16 protein-coding genes and 1 tRNA gene are annotated in these 17,484 nt (G+C 43.7%); 7 read left to right on the top strand and 10 right to left on the bottom strand.

What is annotated here, in order from left to right:
• Window positions 1-202 precede the first annotated feature (202 nt).
• From fsa to gpmA, 3 genes are all read right to left on the bottom strand, one after another.
• Window positions 203-859: a fructose-6-phosphate aldolase gene (gene fsa / locus DW640_RS19235; protein WP_008763388.1), complete on the bottom strand. Its 657-nt coding sequence runs from the start codon at window positions 857-859 to the stop codon at window positions 203-205.
• 67 nt (window positions 860-926) lie between these two features.
• Window positions 927-1,979, bottom strand: a complete 1,053-nt coding sequence (locus tag DW640_RS19230) for a class I fructose-bisphosphate aldolase (RefSeq protein WP_008763387.1) — start codon at window positions 1,977-1,979, stop codon at window positions 927-929.
• A gap of 50 nt (window positions 1,980-2,029) precedes the next feature.
• Complete coding sequence (gene gpmA, locus DW640_RS19225) at window positions 2,030-2,776, bottom strand: 2,3-diphosphoglycerate-dependent phosphoglycerate mutase (protein WP_008763386.1); 747 nt, start codon at window positions 2,774-2,776, stop codon at window positions 2,030-2,032.
• Between the two features lie 239 nt (window positions 2,777-3,015).
• On the opposite strand from gpmA, the gene DW640_RS19220 reads away from it, so the two are divergent.
• Window positions 3,016-4,821, top strand: coding sequence for a PAS domain-containing protein (locus tag DW640_RS19220; protein WP_117578846.1), 1,806 nt, complete (start codon window positions 3,016-3,018; stop codon window positions 4,819-4,821).
• Window positions 4,822-4,906: 85 nt separating this feature from the next.
• On the opposite strand, the gene DW640_RS19215 is transcribed toward DW640_RS19220, so the two are convergent.
• The 4 genes from DW640_RS19215 to DW640_RS19200 all read right to left on the bottom strand — a co-directional run bounded on the left by DW640_RS19215 (window position 4,907) and on the right by DW640_RS19200 (window position 9,355).
• The gene (locus tag DW640_RS19215; RefSeq protein WP_061474163.1) at window positions 4,907-6,361 is read right to left on the bottom strand and encodes an ATP-binding cassette domain-containing protein; all 1,455 of its coding nucleotides are present in this window, start codon (window positions 6,359-6,361) and stop codon (window positions 4,907-4,909) included.
• A gap of 36 nt (window positions 6,362-6,397) precedes the next feature.
• Window positions 6,398-8,404, bottom strand: a complete 2,007-nt coding sequence (pulA, locus tag DW640_RS19210) for a type I pullulanase (RefSeq protein ID WP_117578845.1) — start codon at window positions 8,402-8,404, stop codon at window positions 6,398-6,400.
• 85 nt (window positions 8,405-8,489) lie between these two features.
• On the bottom strand, window positions 8,490-9,056 hold the full coding sequence (ruvC, locus tag DW640_RS19205) for a crossover junction endodeoxyribonuclease RuvC (RefSeq protein WP_008763383.1): 567 nt from the start codon (window positions 9,054-9,056) through the stop codon (window positions 8,490-8,492).
• Window positions 9,053-9,355, bottom strand: coding sequence for a DUF4286 family protein (locus tag DW640_RS19200; RefSeq protein WP_008767861.1), 303 nt, complete (start codon window positions 9,353-9,355; stop codon window positions 9,053-9,055). The genes ruvC and DW640_RS19200 overlap by 4 nt, the downstream gene beginning before the upstream one ends.
• Window positions 9,356-9,475: 120 nt before the next feature.
• Between DW640_RS19200 and DW640_RS19195 the strand changes: the two genes are divergently transcribed.
• Window positions 9,476-9,549 (top strand) — tRNA-Ala (locus tag DW640_RS19195).
• A gap of 89 nt (window positions 9,550-9,638) precedes the next feature.
• Here DW640_RS19195 and DW640_RS19190 read toward each other — a convergent pair.
• From DW640_RS19190 to DW640_RS19180, 3 genes are all read right to left on the bottom strand, one after another.
• Window positions 9,639-10,415 carry a Cof-type HAD-IIB family hydrolase gene (locus DW640_RS19190; protein WP_061474010.1) on the bottom strand — a complete coding sequence of 259 codons (777 nt, stop codon included), beginning with the start codon at window positions 10,413-10,415 and terminating at the stop codon, window positions 9,639-9,641.
• A 110-nt stretch (window positions 10,416-10,525) separates the two neighbouring features.
• Window positions 10,526-10,738 (bottom strand): hypothetical protein, encoded by a 213-nt coding sequence (locus tag DW640_RS19185; protein ID WP_008767859.1) that lies wholly within the window; start codon window positions 10,736-10,738, stop codon window positions 10,526-10,528.
• 62 nt (window positions 10,739-10,800) lie between these two features.
• Window positions 10,801-11,853 carry an energy transducer TonB gene (locus tag DW640_RS19180; RefSeq protein ID WP_117578844.1) on the bottom strand — a complete coding sequence of 351 codons (1,053 nt, stop codon included), beginning with the start codon at window positions 11,851-11,853 and terminating at the stop codon, window positions 10,801-10,803.
• Window positions 11,854-11,974: 121 nt separating this feature from the next.
• Here DW640_RS19180 and pheS point away from each other — a divergent pair, with 121 nt between their 5' ends.
• The 5 genes from pheS to DW640_RS19155 all read left to right on the top strand — a co-directional run bounded on the left by pheS (window position 11,975) and on the right by DW640_RS19155 (window position 17,428).
• Entirely contained in the window at window positions 11,975-12,994 is a 1,020-nt protein-coding gene (gene pheS / locus DW640_RS19175) for a phenylalanine--tRNA ligase subunit alpha (protein WP_008763378.1), read from the top strand.
• A 147-nt stretch (window positions 12,995-13,141) separates the two neighbouring features.
• On the top strand, window positions 13,142-14,341 hold the full coding sequence (locus DW640_RS19170) for an MFS transporter (protein ID WP_008763377.1): 1,200 nt from the start codon (window positions 13,142-13,144) through the stop codon (window positions 14,339-14,341).
• The gene (gene nth / locus DW640_RS19165) at window positions 14,338-15,015 is read left to right on the top strand and encodes an endonuclease III (protein ID WP_008767855.1); all 678 of its coding nucleotides are present in this window, start codon (window positions 14,338-14,340) and stop codon (window positions 15,013-15,015) included. Before DW640_RS19170 ends, nth begins: the two co-directional genes overlap by 4 nt.
• A 93-nt stretch (window positions 15,016-15,108) precedes the next feature.
• A complete protein-coding gene (gene pgk, locus DW640_RS19160) occupies window positions 15,109-16,368 on the top strand; it encodes a phosphoglycerate kinase (protein ID WP_008763375.1) in 1,260 nt (419 codons plus the stop codon).
• Window positions 16,369-16,456: 88 nt separating this feature from the next.
• Window positions 16,457-17,428, top strand: a complete 972-nt coding sequence (locus DW640_RS19155) for an ABC transporter substrate-binding protein (RefSeq protein WP_048695648.1) — start codon at window positions 16,457-16,459, stop codon at window positions 17,426-17,428.
• The last annotated feature ends 56 nt before the right edge of the window (window positions 17,429-17,484 follow it).

Here is a 17,484-nt window from a genome sequence, read left to right as displayed (position 1 = left end):
GGCACATCGACTAAATCCATTTTTATTCATTATTTACATCACTAGTTAGATTACACGATACAAATTAAGATGAATAAACGAGAAGTCTTAGTTTTATGTTGTTTGACATTATTAAAATAACTAAAAAAGGCTTCTAACATATATTTATGTCAGAAGCCTCTATCAATATAACTTTGAAGAAAACTTAGTTTCTCAAACCCAATTATCCATTCACCTTTTTATAATCTTCCAAAAATTTCTTCAATCCCGAATCAGTCAGCGGATGATTCAACAACCCTTTGATAGCACTCAACGGACAGGTAGCCACATCTGCTCCCATCTCCACACACTCGATGATGTGCTTCGTATTGCGGATAGAAGCCGCCAATACCTGAGTCTTGTAATCATAGGTGCGATACATACGTACAATATCACCGACAAGCCCTACCCCGTCTTCGCAAATATCATCCAGGCGTCCGACAAAAGGCGAAACGTAAGTCGCTCCGGCCTTTGCAGCCAGCAATGCCTGCCCGACGGAAAATACCAATGTACAATTGGTCCGGATTCCTTTTTCTGTAAAGTACTTGATAGCTTTGATACCATCAGCAATACAAGGCACCTTGACAACAATGTGCGGATTGAGTGCGGCAAGCTCTTCCCCTTCGCGGATCATCCCTTCATAATCCGTTGCTATTACTTCCGCACTTACATCAGCATTGACAATTTTACATATTTTAATGTAATGTTCACGCTGATTCTCCGTACCTTTAATGCCTTCTTTCGCCATCAGCGAAGGATTGGTAGTCACTCCGTCAAGTACTCCGAGGTCATACGCCTCCTGAATCTGCTCCAAATTGGCTGTGTCAATAAAAAACTTCATAATTCTATTTTTTAATGGTTAACTATCTGGTAGTCAAAGATAAGAATTATTTCTCATCTTTCCTAGATCAGGCAATGGTTATTGCCGGATCGAGGTAGACATCCTGAATAGCGTTTAATAATTCGACACCCTTATTCATCGGCTTCTGGAAGGCTTTACGTCCGCTGATCAATCCCATACCACCGGCACGCTTATTGACAACTGCCGTAATGACCGCATCACGCAAATCGGAAGCCCCATGAGATTCTCCACCGGAATTGATCAATCCGACACGCCCCATATAACCATTTGCCACCTGATAACGACAGAGATCAATCGGGTGTTCCGATGTGAGTTCCGTGTACATGCGTTCATCTGTCTTTCCGAAACCAATCGCTTTGAAACCACCATTATTGGTAGGAAGTTTCTGCTTCACAATGTCCGCTTTGATGGTAACTCCCAAACGGTCAGCCTGTCCGGTAAGGTCGGCAGCAGCATGATAATCGATAGCTCCCTTCTTGAAATCGCTATTACGCAAATAACACCACAGAATGGTAGCCATACCAAGCTCGTGAGCATATTCGAAAGCCTCGGCAATCTCTACTAACTGGCGGCGACTCTGTTCCGAACCGAAATAAATAGTTGCTCCTACTGCTACAGCTCCCATATTCCAAGCTTCTTTCACCGTGCCGAACAATACCTGATCGTATGTATTCGGATAAGTCAGCAGCTCATTGTGATTCAACTTTACCACGAAAGGTATTTTGTGCGCATATTTACGTGCGACTGATCCTAGAATACCGAATGTGGAAGCTACTGCATTACAGCCTCCTTCGATAGCCAGTTTCACAATATTCTCCGGATCGAAATAAATGGGATTCGGTGCAAAGGATGCGCCGGCTGTATGCTCAATATCCTGATCGACAGGAAGAATGGACACATAACCCGTATTTGCCAAGCGTCCATGCCCTAAAAGGGTTTGCAGGCTATTCAATACTTTTATGTTTCGGTCCGAATCAATCCAGACTTTATCAATGGTATCCGGTGAGGGTATATAAATCAACGACTTATCAATGGTCTTACAGGTATGGTCCAGATAATAACTGGTCTTATCTCCTAATAAATCAACTACTTTACTCATAACTTTATTTTTTTAATGTATAACAATTTATATACAGGCGATGAAGCCTGCTATTTTTTCTTCCCCTGATTGGCTACCGCTTCCATCAGCTTACGAATTTCTTCCGGATTGCCCAGGAAGTAATCGTTGGCAACATTCAGGTTCTCGTCGAACTCGAATACATAAGGAACGGCAGTAGGAAGATTCAGTTTGATGATATCTTCATCAGAAATATGTTTCAAATGCTTGATGATACCTCGCAAACTATTGCCGTGCGCGACAACCAGCAAGGTATGCGCATCTCTTAAAGCCGGAAATATATCCGACTCCCAGTACGGCATAATACGGTCGATGGTATCTTTTAATGATTCGGTACGCGGCAGCTCCGCATCGGGTACTTCGTGATAGCGGAAATCGAAACGCGGATTTCTCAAATCGCTTTCGGAAAGCGGATTGGGAGCAATATCATAACTGCGGCGCCATATCAGCACTTGCTTTTCTCCGTATTTCTCAGCAGTTTCCGCCTTATTGAGTCCTTGCAGGTCGCCATAATGCTTCTCATTCAGACGCCAGCTCTTCTCGACAGGAATCCAGTCCAGATTCATTTTATCAAGCACGCAGTTCAAGGTTTTGACTGCCCTCTTCAGATAAGAAGTATAGGCTTTATCGAAGTTGAAGCCATATTCCCTCAACGTAACGCCCGCCTTTTCCGCTTCGGCAACTCCCTTTTCCGTCAGGTCTACATCCGTCCAACCTGTGAAACGGTTTTCTTTGTTCCAAGCACTTTCTCCATGACGAAGTAATACTATCTTTTTCATTCTTAATAATCTCCTTTCATCTTTTTATATATACAACATTTTGTTACTCTACAAAGTTCACGAAAGAATCAGCAGGTATCAATACCTAAAAGTGATGGTTTATTGAAAAGAATTCAATAAAAATGATTATTTTTACGGACTAAATGAATATTCAACCGCCAGTTAAAACAAGTCAGACATTGGAAACAAGCAAACAGAAAGAATACACATTCCTGCAAAAACTGCTGAATAAAGCGAATATGGGATGGTGGGAAGCGGACTTAAAAACAGAAAGTTATTTATGTTCCGAGTTTATCTCCCGATTACTCGGGATAGACGAAGACGGAGTGATCAGTTTTGAAGATTTCAATAAACGTATTCTAAGGGAGGATCAGCACCATACTACCAGCTACTCTTTCGATAAATTGCAACAGAGCATTGAGGAGGTGTACCTGCTCCATACTCCCCACGGGGAAGTATGGATTCGCAGTAAAATATGCTTTCAGGAAACTGATGAGGAAGGAAACACCAAAATATACGGAATAGCAGAAACTCAAGATGGTCCCCACATGGCTTCCGCCTATCAGGCACTGCAAAACAGTGAACGTATCCTGCACAATATCTATAAAAACCTTCCCGTCGGCATTGAACTGTATAATAAAGACGGTTATCTGCTTGACTTGAATAAAAAGGAACTGGAAATGTTCCATATCACCCATAAAGAAAAAGTTATTGGTATCAATATCTTTGAGAATCCGGCACTACCCGAAGAAATAAAGCTAAAGATCAGAGATAATGAAGAGGTTGAATTCACCTTCCAATATGATTTTTCAAAAATCAAAGGATATTATGAATCGGAAAAAACATCCGGTTTCATTAATCTGACAACAAGAATAACAACACTCTATGATCATGACCGGCAGCCTATCAATTATCTGTTGATAAACGTAGATAAGACGGAAAACACCATCGCCTACAACAAAATTCAGGAATTTAAAAATTTCTTTGAACTGGTAGGAGATTATGCCAAGGTTGGATACGCTCATTTTGATGCGTTAAGCCGCAATGGTTATGCCTTAAGCAGCTGGTATAAAAATGTAGGAGAAGAGGAAGGCACGCCCCTACCGGAAATTATCGGTATCCATTCTCACTTTCATCCGGAGGACCGGGCTGTTATGCTCGACTTTCTGGCGAAAGTGGTCAAAGGCGAAAGTACGAAATTATGCAGGGATGTACGTATCCGCAGAGCCGACGGAAGTTATACGTGGACACGGGTGAATGTGTTGGTCCGCAACTACCGACCGCAGGATAATGTCATCGAAATGCTGTGTATCAACTTTGATATTACCCAGCTAAAAGAAACCGAGCAAATGCTTATCAAAGCCAAAGAGAAAGCCGAAGAAGCGGATCGTTTAAAATCTGCCTTCCTTGCCAACATGAGTCACGAGATACGTACTCCGCTCAATGCGATCGTCGGTTTCTCAAGTATGCTGGAAGAGGCGGAGGATCAGGAAGAAAAGCATCAGTATATCACGATCATAGAAGATAATAACAAGTTGTTGCTTCAGCTTATTTCCGATATCCTCGACTTATCGAAAATCGAAGCGGAAACTTTCGACATTATTCCTGAAAGGGTGAATGCGAAACAGCTTTGTAACGATCTGTTTCAGGCTATACAAATGAAAACTAGTCCGCAAGTAGAACTCCGCCTGAAAGATAATTTACCCGAACTGACGTTCACCAGTGACAAGAACAGACTTTATCAGGTATTACTGAACTTTGTGACTAACGCATTAAAATTCACTTCCGAAGGAAATATCACCATCGACTACCAAATAGACGGAAACGAAGTGAAATTCTCCGTTCAGGACACGGGAATGGGGATAGAGCCGGAAAAACAGGAAGCTATCTTCACCCGATTTGTAAAGCTCAACAGTTTTATTCCCGGTACGGGACTCGGACTGTCTATCTGCCAAAGTATCGTCACGCAACTGGGAGGGAAAATCGGTGTGGAATCAGAACCAGGAAAAGGGTCCTGCTTTTGGTTCACCCATCCAATTAATTAAAAAAATCTTTTTTAAATTGCTCTGTCATCCTTCATTATATTCAGAATGGCAGAGCCAAACATTATTTTTCAGACAACAGTCCATTTCATCGGTTTCTCTTCAGGAAAATACGGTCTGTAATAGTGCCCGGCAACTCTGATTCGTAGTGAGTCACCATAATCATCGTCTTGTCTTTGCGATGGCAGAAAGCTTCAATAATCTTCTTTACCCGACGACGGTTGTAAGTATCCAGACCGTGAAGCGGTTCATCCAGAATCAGCAGCTCCGGGTCCTTCACAAAAGCACGTGCCAGCAATGCCAGCCGTTGTTCTCCACTGGAAAGTTGCAAAAAAGGTTTGTCTTTCAATTCCGCAATACCAAATATATCCATCCACCATTCGCAGATGGCCATTTGTTCCGGCTGGGGACGTTTGTACAGCCCGATGCTGTCATGAAGCCCACTGGCCACGATTTCAATAGCCGGCAGATTTTTGAGATAAGCACGATGCATCTCCGGACTTACATAGCCAATATGCTTTTTAATTTCCCAAATACTCTCCCCTGTACCCCGCTTCCGCCCGAAAAGGCTGATGTCACAAGCATATGATTGTGGATTATCCGCACAGACAAGGCTTAACAAAGTAGATTTTCCGGCTCCGTTTTCACCGCTCAATGCCCATTTCTCACCACGTCGCACCGTCCAGTCGAGCTCTTTCAGAATAGTGCGGTCATCATACCGGATGCTGACTTTATTCAATTTGACCACTTCATCAGAATCGTAATTATTGCCACCATAGGGCAAATCAACGATACGTTGCTGTAACTCATCAAAAGAAACAGCTACATCCCTAGAACGAAAAGCTTCCAGATAGGCCTCACGTTCCATTTTGGAGTACACCATCATTTTATCCACAGGAATTACGTGGGTAATAAATGAAGGAATATCATCCAGCATTGACAATACCAAAATAATCTGTACGGACGACATCTTTGTCAAACGATCGAGTAAAGAGAACAGCAATTCGCGGGTAGGTGCATCCAGCCCGATAAACGGATTATCCATAATCAATACACGGGGAGCCGTCAACAGAGTTTTGGCCAGCTGGAACTTACGCAGTTCGCCACTGGAGAGAAGAATTATTTTCTTATCAAGCATCGGTTCTATGCGAAAAAGTTCAAATAGTTCTTGTTTCAGTTGTTCATCCTTAATTTCTCCCAGCATTTCACGAACATCGGGCGCTTCGTCCTGATCGTGGGCGTTCCAGCGTTGCTGATAGTAATAATTAGCATCCGCAGCCCCATAAGTGTCACGGAAAGCGATATACTTCACATTATCATAGACGGTCTGGGTGGCAGAAGGAGAAAAGTCATATTGCAGCGTCCCTTCACGCAATGGGTATTTACCGATCAGCGTATCGACAAAAAGACTTTTTCCTCCCCCGTTGGGCCCTACAATTGCAATGTGTTCTCCGGCTGAAATCGTTGCCGTGATGGGTGCAGCTAAACGCACAAGCGGGTTGCGTGCCACGCCCCCCGCCATGTTGAATGTATTCTGAATCATATTCTTCTATTCTGTTCGATTATCAAAAGACTGAATTTACTTATATAAAATCAAAGCTGACTGACCGGGAATAATAACTTCCGGTCCGTTTTGTATGCCTAATCCACGTACATCTATCACTCCGTCTTTACATACCACTGTATATTTACCAACCGGAATAGTAAGCCTGGCAGGAGTAGGACGAGAATTAAATGCGACGATGATATCTTCCCAATGATCTCCATTTGCATGGTCTTTCAGACGGAAAGCAATCAGGTTGCTTCCTTCCACAGGAAGAAATTCCAGATGTTTTCGAACCTGTCCTGCATCTCCCATGCGGAAGGCCGGATGAGATTTACGCAGATCGATCAATCGTTTATAATACATGAAGACATCTCCGTTGGTGGTTTTGCGCCGCCAGTCGATGGCATTCACTGCATCCGGGCTCTTATAACTATTGTCCACGCCTTGCTTATCACGCATGATTTCTTCTCCGGCGTAAATAAACGGAATACCTTGTGAAGTAAAGACCACAGTCTGTGCCAGTTTATCGAGACGTATAAGTTGTTCGGGAGTGATGTCCGGCATGCTTGCCTTCAGTCGGTCTACCAAACACAGCCCGTCGTGACAGGAAACATAACTGATCATTTGCACAGGCTGTTTCGCCCACGGCTTTTGAGTATAATTAACCGAATCGCACTGTACTTGCGGATGCTCGATAGCGCCTGCTATGCCGAACTTTACGCTCATCTCCCCTCCCGGAATTCCGGCAAGAAAAGCTCCTTTGCGCTTATCGCCTACAGGTCCGCAAAGCCCGTCACGCAGCTCGTCAGAAAAGACAGCAACTCCGGGTATCTGTGCTATATTTCCCTTCATTGCCAAGGAGTCAGCCGGATACTGAGGCGCCTCGGCAGCCCACCCCTCTCCGTAAATGCAAATGGTAGGATCGACCGCATTCACAGCCTTCCGTATCTCGTTCATCGTTTCGATATCATGAATTCCCATCAAGTCGAACCGGAAGCCGTCAACATGATATTCTTTTATCCAATAAAGGACGGATTCTACCATAAACTTACGCATCATAAGGCGTTCGCTGGCAGTCTCGTTACCACAGCCTGAGCCATTTGCCAAGGTTTTATCTTCTTTCTGGCGATAGAAATAACCGGGAACGGTGCGCTCGAAGTTACTTTCATCGGTATTGAATGTATGATTGTACACCACATCCATTATCACACGGATACCAGCTTTGTGCAGTGCCTGTACCATCTGCTTGAATTCTTTCACACGAGTGGCGGGCTGATAGGGATTAGTGGCATAGGAACCATCGGGTACATTATAGTTTTGCGGATCATATCCCCAGTTGTACGAATTTTCATTCAGTCTGGTTTCATCTACCGAAGCGTAATCAAAAGAAGGAAGCAGATGCACGTGTGTCACGCCCAGTTCAATCAGATGGTCGATACCTGTCAGTAACTTGTCGGAGTTCATCGTTCCATGTTCGGTCAGTGCCAGATATTTTCCTTTATTCTTCACTCCTGAAGTAGAATCGACCGAAAAGTCACGGTGGTGCATCTCATAAATAATCATATCGGCGGGAGACTTCAAAGGAGGTCGGGTGTCACTCTCCCAACCGTCCGGATTGGTGGATTGCCAGTCGATAATGGCGGCCCGCTTCCCGTTTACTCCGACAGCACGGGCGTTTATTCCGGGAGTATCTCCCTGCCACTTGTCATCGATCTTCACATTGAAAGTATAGAACTTGCCAATAAGGTCCTTACTTACCACAGCTGTCCAGGTTCCTTCTTCCTCCGACTGCATCTTTACCGTTTCATAGGCATGTCCGCCCTCGCCTGCCTCATAAAGCATCAGACGTACTTCATCTGCCGTAGGCGACCAAAGAGTAAACTTCGTTGCCTCCGGTGTATACTCCATTTCAATCAGACTTCCTGTACGGACCGGATATAATTCATAAGACATATATTCCTTTTTCGCAGTAGTACAACTCATTACTGTCGTCACCGTAGTCACCCCTAATATCGCTAAATAATTGGTTCCCATTTTCATACTAAACCTCCCCTGCGGTACTCACACTACCTTCGCACTTACTTGTTTATAACTTTTCTCACTCCCAGCCTCTTTCATTGCGGGTTTATTTTACTTTATCGGGATTTTTCGCAATAAAATCTTTCCAACTGCTATATCCTTTTTCCATTGCCGGACGTCCCATTTGCAGAAAATGACAATAGGCTGCCGCCAAACCGTCCGTCGCATCCATAAAGGTAGGCATCTCTTCTTTGGGAAAATGCAGCATACGCTGCAGCATATCCGCTACTTGTTCCTTTGATGCCTGTCCGTTTCCGGTTATAGCCATCTTGATCTTCAAAGGAGCATATTCTGTGATCGGAATATCACGGCTCAATGCCACTGCCATCGCCACTCCCTGAGCACGTCCCAACTTCAACATGGACTGTACGTTCTTGCCGAAAAAAGGAGCTTCGATAGCCAGTTCGTCAGGCAGATAGCTTTCGATGATACTTAATACCCGTTCGTGAATATGCCGCAGCTTCAGATAATGATTGGCAAATTTACGTAAATCGATAATTCCCATCGCGATCATCTCAGGCTTAGTCCCTTTCACGCGCAAGACTCCATATCCCATGATGGTCGTACCGGGGTCTATACCCAAAATAATCTTTTCTTTTACCGGTTGAATCACTCTACTATCTCCATCAATGTCGGAAAACCGACTACTTTATCCTTGAATATTTTCGTAAGTTCGTCATTCAGCCGCACTCCCTGTTCCATGTGCCAGCGATGCAGCAATCCACTACTCTCTACTTCCCATTGCAGAGAATAAGAACTTCCGTCGTCCCGATGACTCAGTATCCGACAGATACGCGGTGCTTTCAACGTCCCGTGTTTCTGTACTTCAGGTATATAGCTTTCCTTTATCCAAATCAAAAAATTATCGTGAACAGCATCGTCCACCTGAAAAGTTGTATTATAAATCAGCATATCATCTGTCCTTTCAATAAATTATTTTCCGCAAACATAGCAATTATTTCAGAATATTCCATTATATTTGCGCCAACAAAAGCAAAACGTTGACAAACGTTATATCAGTGGCATAAAAATGGGGCGTTAGCTCATCTGGCTAGAGCGCGACACTGGCAGTGTCGAGGTGATCGGTTCGAGTCCGATACGCTCCACAAAATGAAAAGAGTAACTTATGATAAGTTACTCTTTTTTTATTTTAAACCTGCGATTGGCTTTGTAGTCAGCCTTCATTAAGACATTTTTATATTACCCCGAAATGTTTCAAAGCCTTGTAAAGTCCATTATTGTCCACCATATCAGTGACAAAGTCGGCAACTGACTGAACTTTTTCGGACGCATTTCCCATCGCCACTCCTATTCCGGCAGCCTTCAGCATGGGGATATCATTACCGCCATCACCGCACGCCATTATTTCAGAAACTTTAACCCTGTAGTAATCGGCAAATAACGAGAGACCGGTTGCCTTACTTGTCCCTGCAACATTAACATCAGCAAATAAAGGATGCCAGCGTGTTGCGGAAAGACCAGGCAGAAGCGGCATTACTTTTTGTTCTGTTTCCTCATCAAAATAAAAACAAAGTTGACAGCATTCTTTTCTTTCAAACATCTCTTCGATGTCGACAACCGGCGGAACCGGATGCTCAACAATTCCGGCAATCTGTTCGACAGTCGGGGTAAGGCGATTGACAAATACACCTTCATTTAATTCGAGAGCGACTGCAAAATCAAATTCCCGTGCAAGCTCCATTGATTTTCTAAAATCCTGTGCAGGTATTGCTACTTTTCTTATCACACTTCCGTCACGCAATACACACTCTGCTCCATTAAGTGCAATAACTCCATCATACGGCACAGCATCAATCTCATGAAGATCACTTGCCGCTCTACCGGTAGCAATCACAATCTTAATTCCACTATCATGTACTTTTTTAAGAGCATCTATAGAGGATTGCGACACCTTATGAGTTTCAAAACTCAACAAAGTTCCATCTACATCAAGCAATAATACCTTTATCATACTATCTATATTTTTGGGCTACAAAGTTACTGAAAAGTTTCTCATGGCCTACAACGATAAGCACGAGATCGTGTTAAAAAAGATATCATATATACAATAAAAAAGGACCTTTATTCAAGGTCCTTTTTTATCACTTCATCCATTTCTTTTATTCGTTTCTCACGATCCTTGATAGGACCGTCTTTCGTATCACCTTTGAATACATTATCTGCACGATCGGTAACTTCAGTGCTCCATTCTTCAAACTCATTCTTAGCCGGACGGCCATTCGGTTCGATATTTTCCTCAGCAATCGAATCGTGTCTGTTAATCATATCATCCATATCTTCTCTTTTTTTATTGGTTACAATGATAATACAATATAAAAAGAGAAAAGTTCCGGGCGTTAATGTTTTTTGGACAACTCGCGTTCACGTATCTGCAACTGTTCTTTATACAACTGGGGACGGAAAGGGACATAAAGGGTATAATCACTTTCAACCGCCTTGCCTCCCACCAGTGCCGGTGTCCAATTTGGCATTTCCTTCACAATGCGAAGAGCTTCTTCTGCAAACTCCGGATGAGTCGATTTTAATATATGAGGACGAAGAATCACTCCCTCCTTATCTATAGTAAACTCACACAAAGCATATCCCGAGACATTGTCTTTAAGCAATTCCACAGGATAAATCATTTGTCTGGCTACATATTCCCGTACACAAACATCAGCCAAGCAGGGTAATTCTTCAATTTGCTTTCCCGAATGCGTTTTGAGCTTCGGACCAACAGAATAAATCCCCACATACATCGGCTTTTTGTGAGCGTCCGGCTGTTCTTTGGTACGGTGCTCCAGCTCTTTCAATAAAGCGGTTGCTTCCTCCGCCAATGCTTGTTCCGAAATATTTTCTCCCTGAGAAAACATGTAAGTCGACTGACAAACCAACACAAGCCGCTCCATCAAAGTACCTTTCATGGGTGACCACTTCCGTCCCATCATCTCTTTTCCTTTCGCATCTGTCGATGAGAAGTAATAAACAACTCCATCCAGTCCGGCTGTCGAACCGTCCAAATCCTGTATCTGGCTGGTTACCAGACGGGCGATAGCTCCCAAAGACTGGTATAAGGACTGACTGATCTCCACTGATTTAGTTTCCACTTTCACCGTTCCTTTCTCTGCCTGCCAATAGGTACGCGACAAAGTATTCGCAATCAACAGACAACGTCCGTTCTTCTTCTCTACCGACATTGCATATTCCGGTGAAAAAGAAGGAATGGCTACAAAACGCGCGTAAGGACGCTGTTGAAAACCTGTATTAAGCAAAGAAAAGACATTTCGATAATACTCACCCAACTCACCCGTATAGGTAGTAAAAGGCTTCACCGGCTCCAGATAGTCGATCTGAGCTGACAGGCGAAACGATAAAGTCAATAGCAGAAGAGAAATAACAATCTTTTTCATAAGTGTTCCCCGATTTTCGGTACATTCGGCAACAAAGATACAAATTATTTCGATGGTTCGTGATAAAATTATATCTTTGCACGGTTTTTACTAAGAAACTGAATAACAATACATCAAAAATATGATAGCTAAGATTGAACAACTTCTGAAAGAGGTGGAAGCTTTGCACGCCTCCAATGCCGAAGAACTCGAAGCTCTCCGCATCAAATACCTGAGTAAGAAGGGAGCCATTAACGATTTGATGGCGGATTTCCGTAACGTAGCTGCCGAACAGAAAAAAGAAGTCGGCATGAGACTGAATGAACTGAAAACTAAAGCGCAGGACAAAATCAATGCGTTGAAGGAACAGTTCGAGAGCCAGGATAATAGTTGCGACGGTCTTGACCTGACCCGCTCGGCTTATCCGATTGAACTCGGTACACGTCATCCGATTACAATTGTAAAGAACGAAGTCATCGATATCTTCGCACGTCTGGGATTCAGCATCGCCGAAGGTCCGGAAATCGAAGACGACTGGCATGTATTCTCGGCACTGAACTTTGCCGAAGATCATCCGGCACGCGATATGCAGGACACATTTTTCATCGAAGCTCATCCGGATGTAGTACTCCGTACTCATACTTCTTCTGTACAGACCCGTGTGATGGAAACTTCCAAACCTCCTATCCGCATCATCTGTCCGGGACGTGTATACCGTAACGAAGCTATCAGCTACCGTGCACACTGTTTCTTCCATCAGGTAGAAGCGTTGTATGTAGACAAAAACGTATCATTCACCGACTTGAAACAGGTATTGCTGCTCTTCGCCAAAGAAATGTTCGGCACAGACACCAAAATCCGTCTGCGTCCGTCTTATTTCCCATTTACAGAACCAAGTGCTGAAATGGATATCAGCTGTAACATTTGCGGTGGTAAAGGTTGTCCGTTCTGCAAGCATACCGGTTGGGTGGAAATCCTCGGTTGCGGTATGGTAGACCCGAACGTACTCGAATCAAACGGCATCGACAGCAAAGTATACAGCGGTTATGCTCTCGGAATGGGTATCGAACGCATCACGAACCTGAAATATCAGGTAAAAGACCTCCGTATGTTCTCCGAAAATGATACACGCTTCTTAAAAGAATTCGAAGCAGCATATTAAATAGAGCACAGAATTTACCAGTATGCCAATGTGCCAATAAAACCATCTGATGGTAATTGGGACATTGGCATTTAATCAATATACCGATTACACTGAAACGGGATGGCTTATCACCGTTCCGATCAGCAAATTGAACGTTCACTTATTATGGCAAAGGATAGACTCATTACTCCCGGTTATTGTTTCATCTTGGCAGCCAACTTCCTGCTCTACTTCGGTTTCTGGTTGCTGATTCCTGTTTTGCCGTTCTATTTATCCGAGTTCTTTCAGGCAGGAAATTCCACTATCGGCATCGTGCTTTCCTGTTATACGGTAGCTGCACTCTGCATCCGCCCGTTTTCCGGCTATCTGCTGGATACGTTTGCCCGTAAGCCGCTTTATCTTTTCGCTTATTTCATCTTTATGCTGATGTTTGCGGGATATCTTATCGCCGGCTCGCTTACCCTATTTATTATATTCCGAATTATTCATGGAGTCTCTTTCGGCATGGTCACAGTAGGTGGAAATACAGTAGTCATTGACATTATGCCCTCTTCCCGCAGAGGTGAAGGGCTGGGCTATTATGGACTGACCAATAATATCGCCATGTCCATCGGACCGATGTTCGGACTGTTTTTACATGACGGAGGGGTTTCTTTCGCTACAATATTCTGCTATGCGCTCGGTTCCTGTATGCTGGGATTCCTGTCCGCAAGCCTGGTGAAGACACCTTATAAACCACCGGTAAAGCGTGAACCGATTTCACTCGACCGTTTCATTTTATTAAAAGGAATGCCTGCGGGACTCAGCCTGTTGCTACTCTCCATCCCCTACGGAATGACCACCAATTATGTAGCCATGTATGCCCGCGAAATAGGAATCCATACACAAACAGGTTTCTTTTTTACCTTTATGGCGATCGGTATGGCCATTTCCCGTATATTCTCAGGAAAGCTGGTGGACCGGGGAAAGATAACCCAAGTAATTGCCGCCGGACTCAATCTGGTTATAATAAGTTTCTTCCTGCTCGCATCCTGTGTATATCTGATTCAATGGAATGATGCTGCCTGCACCATTCTCTTTTTCGGAATTGCCCTGCTGATGGGAATCGGATTCGGAATTATGTTTCCGGCATTCAATACTCTGTTCGTAAACCTTGCCCCCAACAACCAACGGGGAACAGCTACTTCCACCTACCTGACCTCATGGGATGTAGGAATTGGTATCGGTATGCTGACCGGAGGATATATAGCCGAAATCTGTTCGTTTGACAAAGCATATCTTTTCGGTGCCTGCCTGACAGTAGTTTCCGCTGTCTATTTCAAATTAAAAGTAACGCCTCACTACCATAAAAACAAGTTAAGATGAGAAAGAAAGAACGTTATGAAAAAGTAATCGCATGGTTTCAGGCAAATGTTCCTGTAGCCGAAACAGAATTACATTACAATAATCCGTATGAATTACTGATCGCTGTAATCCTTTCTGCACAATGTACGGATAAACGAGTAAATATGATCACTCCGCCTCTCTACAAGGACTTCCCGACTCCGGAAGCTCTTGCTGCCAGTACGCCTGAAGTTATTTTCGAATACATCCGGAGCGTATCTTATCCGAATAACAAAGCCAAACATCTGGTAGGAATGGCTAAAATGCTGGTTAATGACTTCAACAGCAAAGTGCCCGACAACATGGATGACCTGATCAAACTTCCCGGTGTAGGAAGAAAGACCGCCAATGTGATTCAGTCCGTCGTTTTCAACAAAGCAGCGATGGCGGTTGATACCCACGTTTTCCGTGTCAGTCACCGCATCGGACTGGTGCCGGACAGTTGTACGACTCCATTCAGCGTAGAGAAAGAACTGGTGAAGAACATTCCGGAAAAATTAATACCCATAGCCCATCACTGGCTTATTCTGCATGGTCGTTATGTTTGTCAGGCACGTACGCCGAAATGTGACACCTGCGGTTTGCAAATGATGTGCAAATATTTCTGTAACACTTATAAAGTTACAAAAGAGGCACCAAAAGCCAAGAATAAATAACGATTTAATAGCAAGGAACCGAAATAAATAGTAACTTTGCGGTCGATCAAAAAAGAGAATATTAAAAACACTTTTAAATAAAAATAGAGTATTATGCAGACAATTGACAAATTCAATTTTGCCGGTAAAAAGGCATTTGTTCGCGTGGACTTCAATGTACCCCTGGACGAAAACTTCAACATTACAGATGACACTCGTATGCGTGCAGCTCTTCCTACTTTGAAGAAGATTTTGGCTGACGGCGGTAGCATCATCATCGGTTCTCACCTGGGCCGTCCGAAAGGCGTTGCCGACAAATTCTCTTTGAAACATATCATCAAACATCTGTCTGAACTGCTGGGCGTTGAAGTTCAGTTTGCTAACGACTGCATGGGCGAAGAAGCCGCTGTAAAAGCTGCTGCTCTGCAACCGGGAGAAGTTCTGTTGCTCGAAAACCTTCGCTTCTATGCTGAGGAAGAAGGCAAACCAAGAGGTTTGGCTGAAGATGCCACAGACGAAGAAAAGGCTGCTGCAAAGAAGGCTGTCAAAGAAAGCCAGAAAGAATTCACCAAGAAATTGGCTTCTTACGCTGACTGCTACGTAAACGACGCATTCGGTACAGCTCACCGTGCACACGCTTCTACAGCTCTGATCGCTAAATACTTCGACACTGACAACAAGATGTTCGGTTACCTGATGGAGAAAGAAGTAAAAGCTGTTGATAAAGTATTGAACGACATCCAACGTCCGTTCACTGCTATCATGGGTGGTTCTAAAGTTTCTTCTAAAATCGAAATCATCGAAAACCTGTTGAATAAGGTAGACAACCTGATCATCGCAGGTGGTATGACTTATACATTCACCAAAGCAATGGGTGGTAAAATCGGTATCTCTATCTGTGAGGACGACAAACTTGACCTGGCTTTGGATCTGATCAAGAAAGCAAAAGAAAAGGGTGTAAACCTTGTACTGGCTGTTGACGCTAAGATCGCTGACGCTTTCTCTAACGACGCTAACACTCAGTTCTGCGCTGTTGATGAAATTCCTGACGGATGGGAAGGTCTTGACATCGGTCCTAAGACTGAAGAAATCTTCGCTAACGTAATCAAAGAATCCAAAACTATTCTTTGGAACGGTCCTACAGGTGTATTCGAATTTGAAAACTTCACTCACGGTTCACGTACAGTAGGTGAAGCTATCGTTGAAGCAACCAAGAACGGTGCATTCTCACTTGTGGGTGGTGGCGACTCTGTAGCTTGTGTCAACAAGTTCGGTCTGGCTAGCGGCGTATCTTATGTTTCTACAGGTGGTGGCGCATTGCTCGAAGCAATCGAAGGAAAAGTTCTTCCGGGTATCGCTGCCATTAATGAATAATGAATTTATAACAATGTAATTTTAGATACGAGGGCAGTTCTTTGTGAAAAGAGTTGCCCTTATTTATATCTGACCCATCAACTAAGGCATGAAGAGAGCAGCACTCATATTCTGTATCCTCCTTTTCTTCCTTTATTCTTGCCAAAGAAAAAAAGGAGAAAGCGTCTTTATACCTTCAACAGAATTACAACCACTCACACTGGGAATGCTCCCGACTCTGGACGGACTGCCTTTTCACATAGCTAAAGCACAAGGAATCTACGATTCGCTGGGATTGGATTTAACCATCCTTTCTTTCAATTCCGCCTATGACCGCGACGCAGCGTTCCAGTTCAAATCAATGGATGGCATGATCACCGACTATCCCAGTGCAGTAACTCTACAGGCTATCCACCATACCGACTTAGGAATCATTTTGAAACATGACGGTTATTTCTGTTTTATAGTCTCCAAAGAAAGCGGTATCAACCAACTTCAGGAACTCAAAGAAAAAAATATAGCTGTTTCACATAATACGATTATCGAGTATGCAACCGGACAGCTACTGAACAAAGCGGGAATCAGTCAGGCAGAAGTGAACAAACCGGAAATCGCCCAGCTCCCTCTTCGCCTGCAAATGCTGCAATACGATCAGATTGACGCATCCTTCCTCCCCGACCCTGCCGCATCCATCGCAATGAATGCCCGTCACCGGTCTCTGATCAGCACACAGGAATTGGGAATTGATTTCACTGTCACCGCTTTCTCCCGAGAAGCCATCAACGAAAAAAGAAGAGAAATCGAACTATTAATCACCGGATATAATCTGGGAATAGACTATATAAAAATGCACCCGCAAAAAGAATGGAAACAGGTATTGATAGATATCGGCGTTCCGGAAAACCTGACCGGCCTCATTGCACTCCCTGTTTACAGAAAAGCGGAGCGCCCCTCAGCCGATGCCCTGGATAAAGCAGTAACATGGCTGAAAACAAATAACCGGATATCTCAGACATATTCCGGATACAAAAATCTGATAGATACAACTTTTACAAAAACAAATTCAACAACAATCAAATAACAACTAATCACATGCGAAAAACACTCTTTCGACTCTCAATGATCGCGTTCACCCTG

This window comes from Bacteroides sp. AM23-12, assembly GCF_003434395.1.
Lineage (GTDB): Bacteria > Bacteroidota > Bacteroidia > Bacteroidales > Bacteroidaceae > Bacteroides > Bacteroides thetaiotaomicron.
The sequence above is the reverse complement of the archived record's forward strand: the minus strand, read 5'-3'. Positions and strand labels throughout refer to the sequence as shown.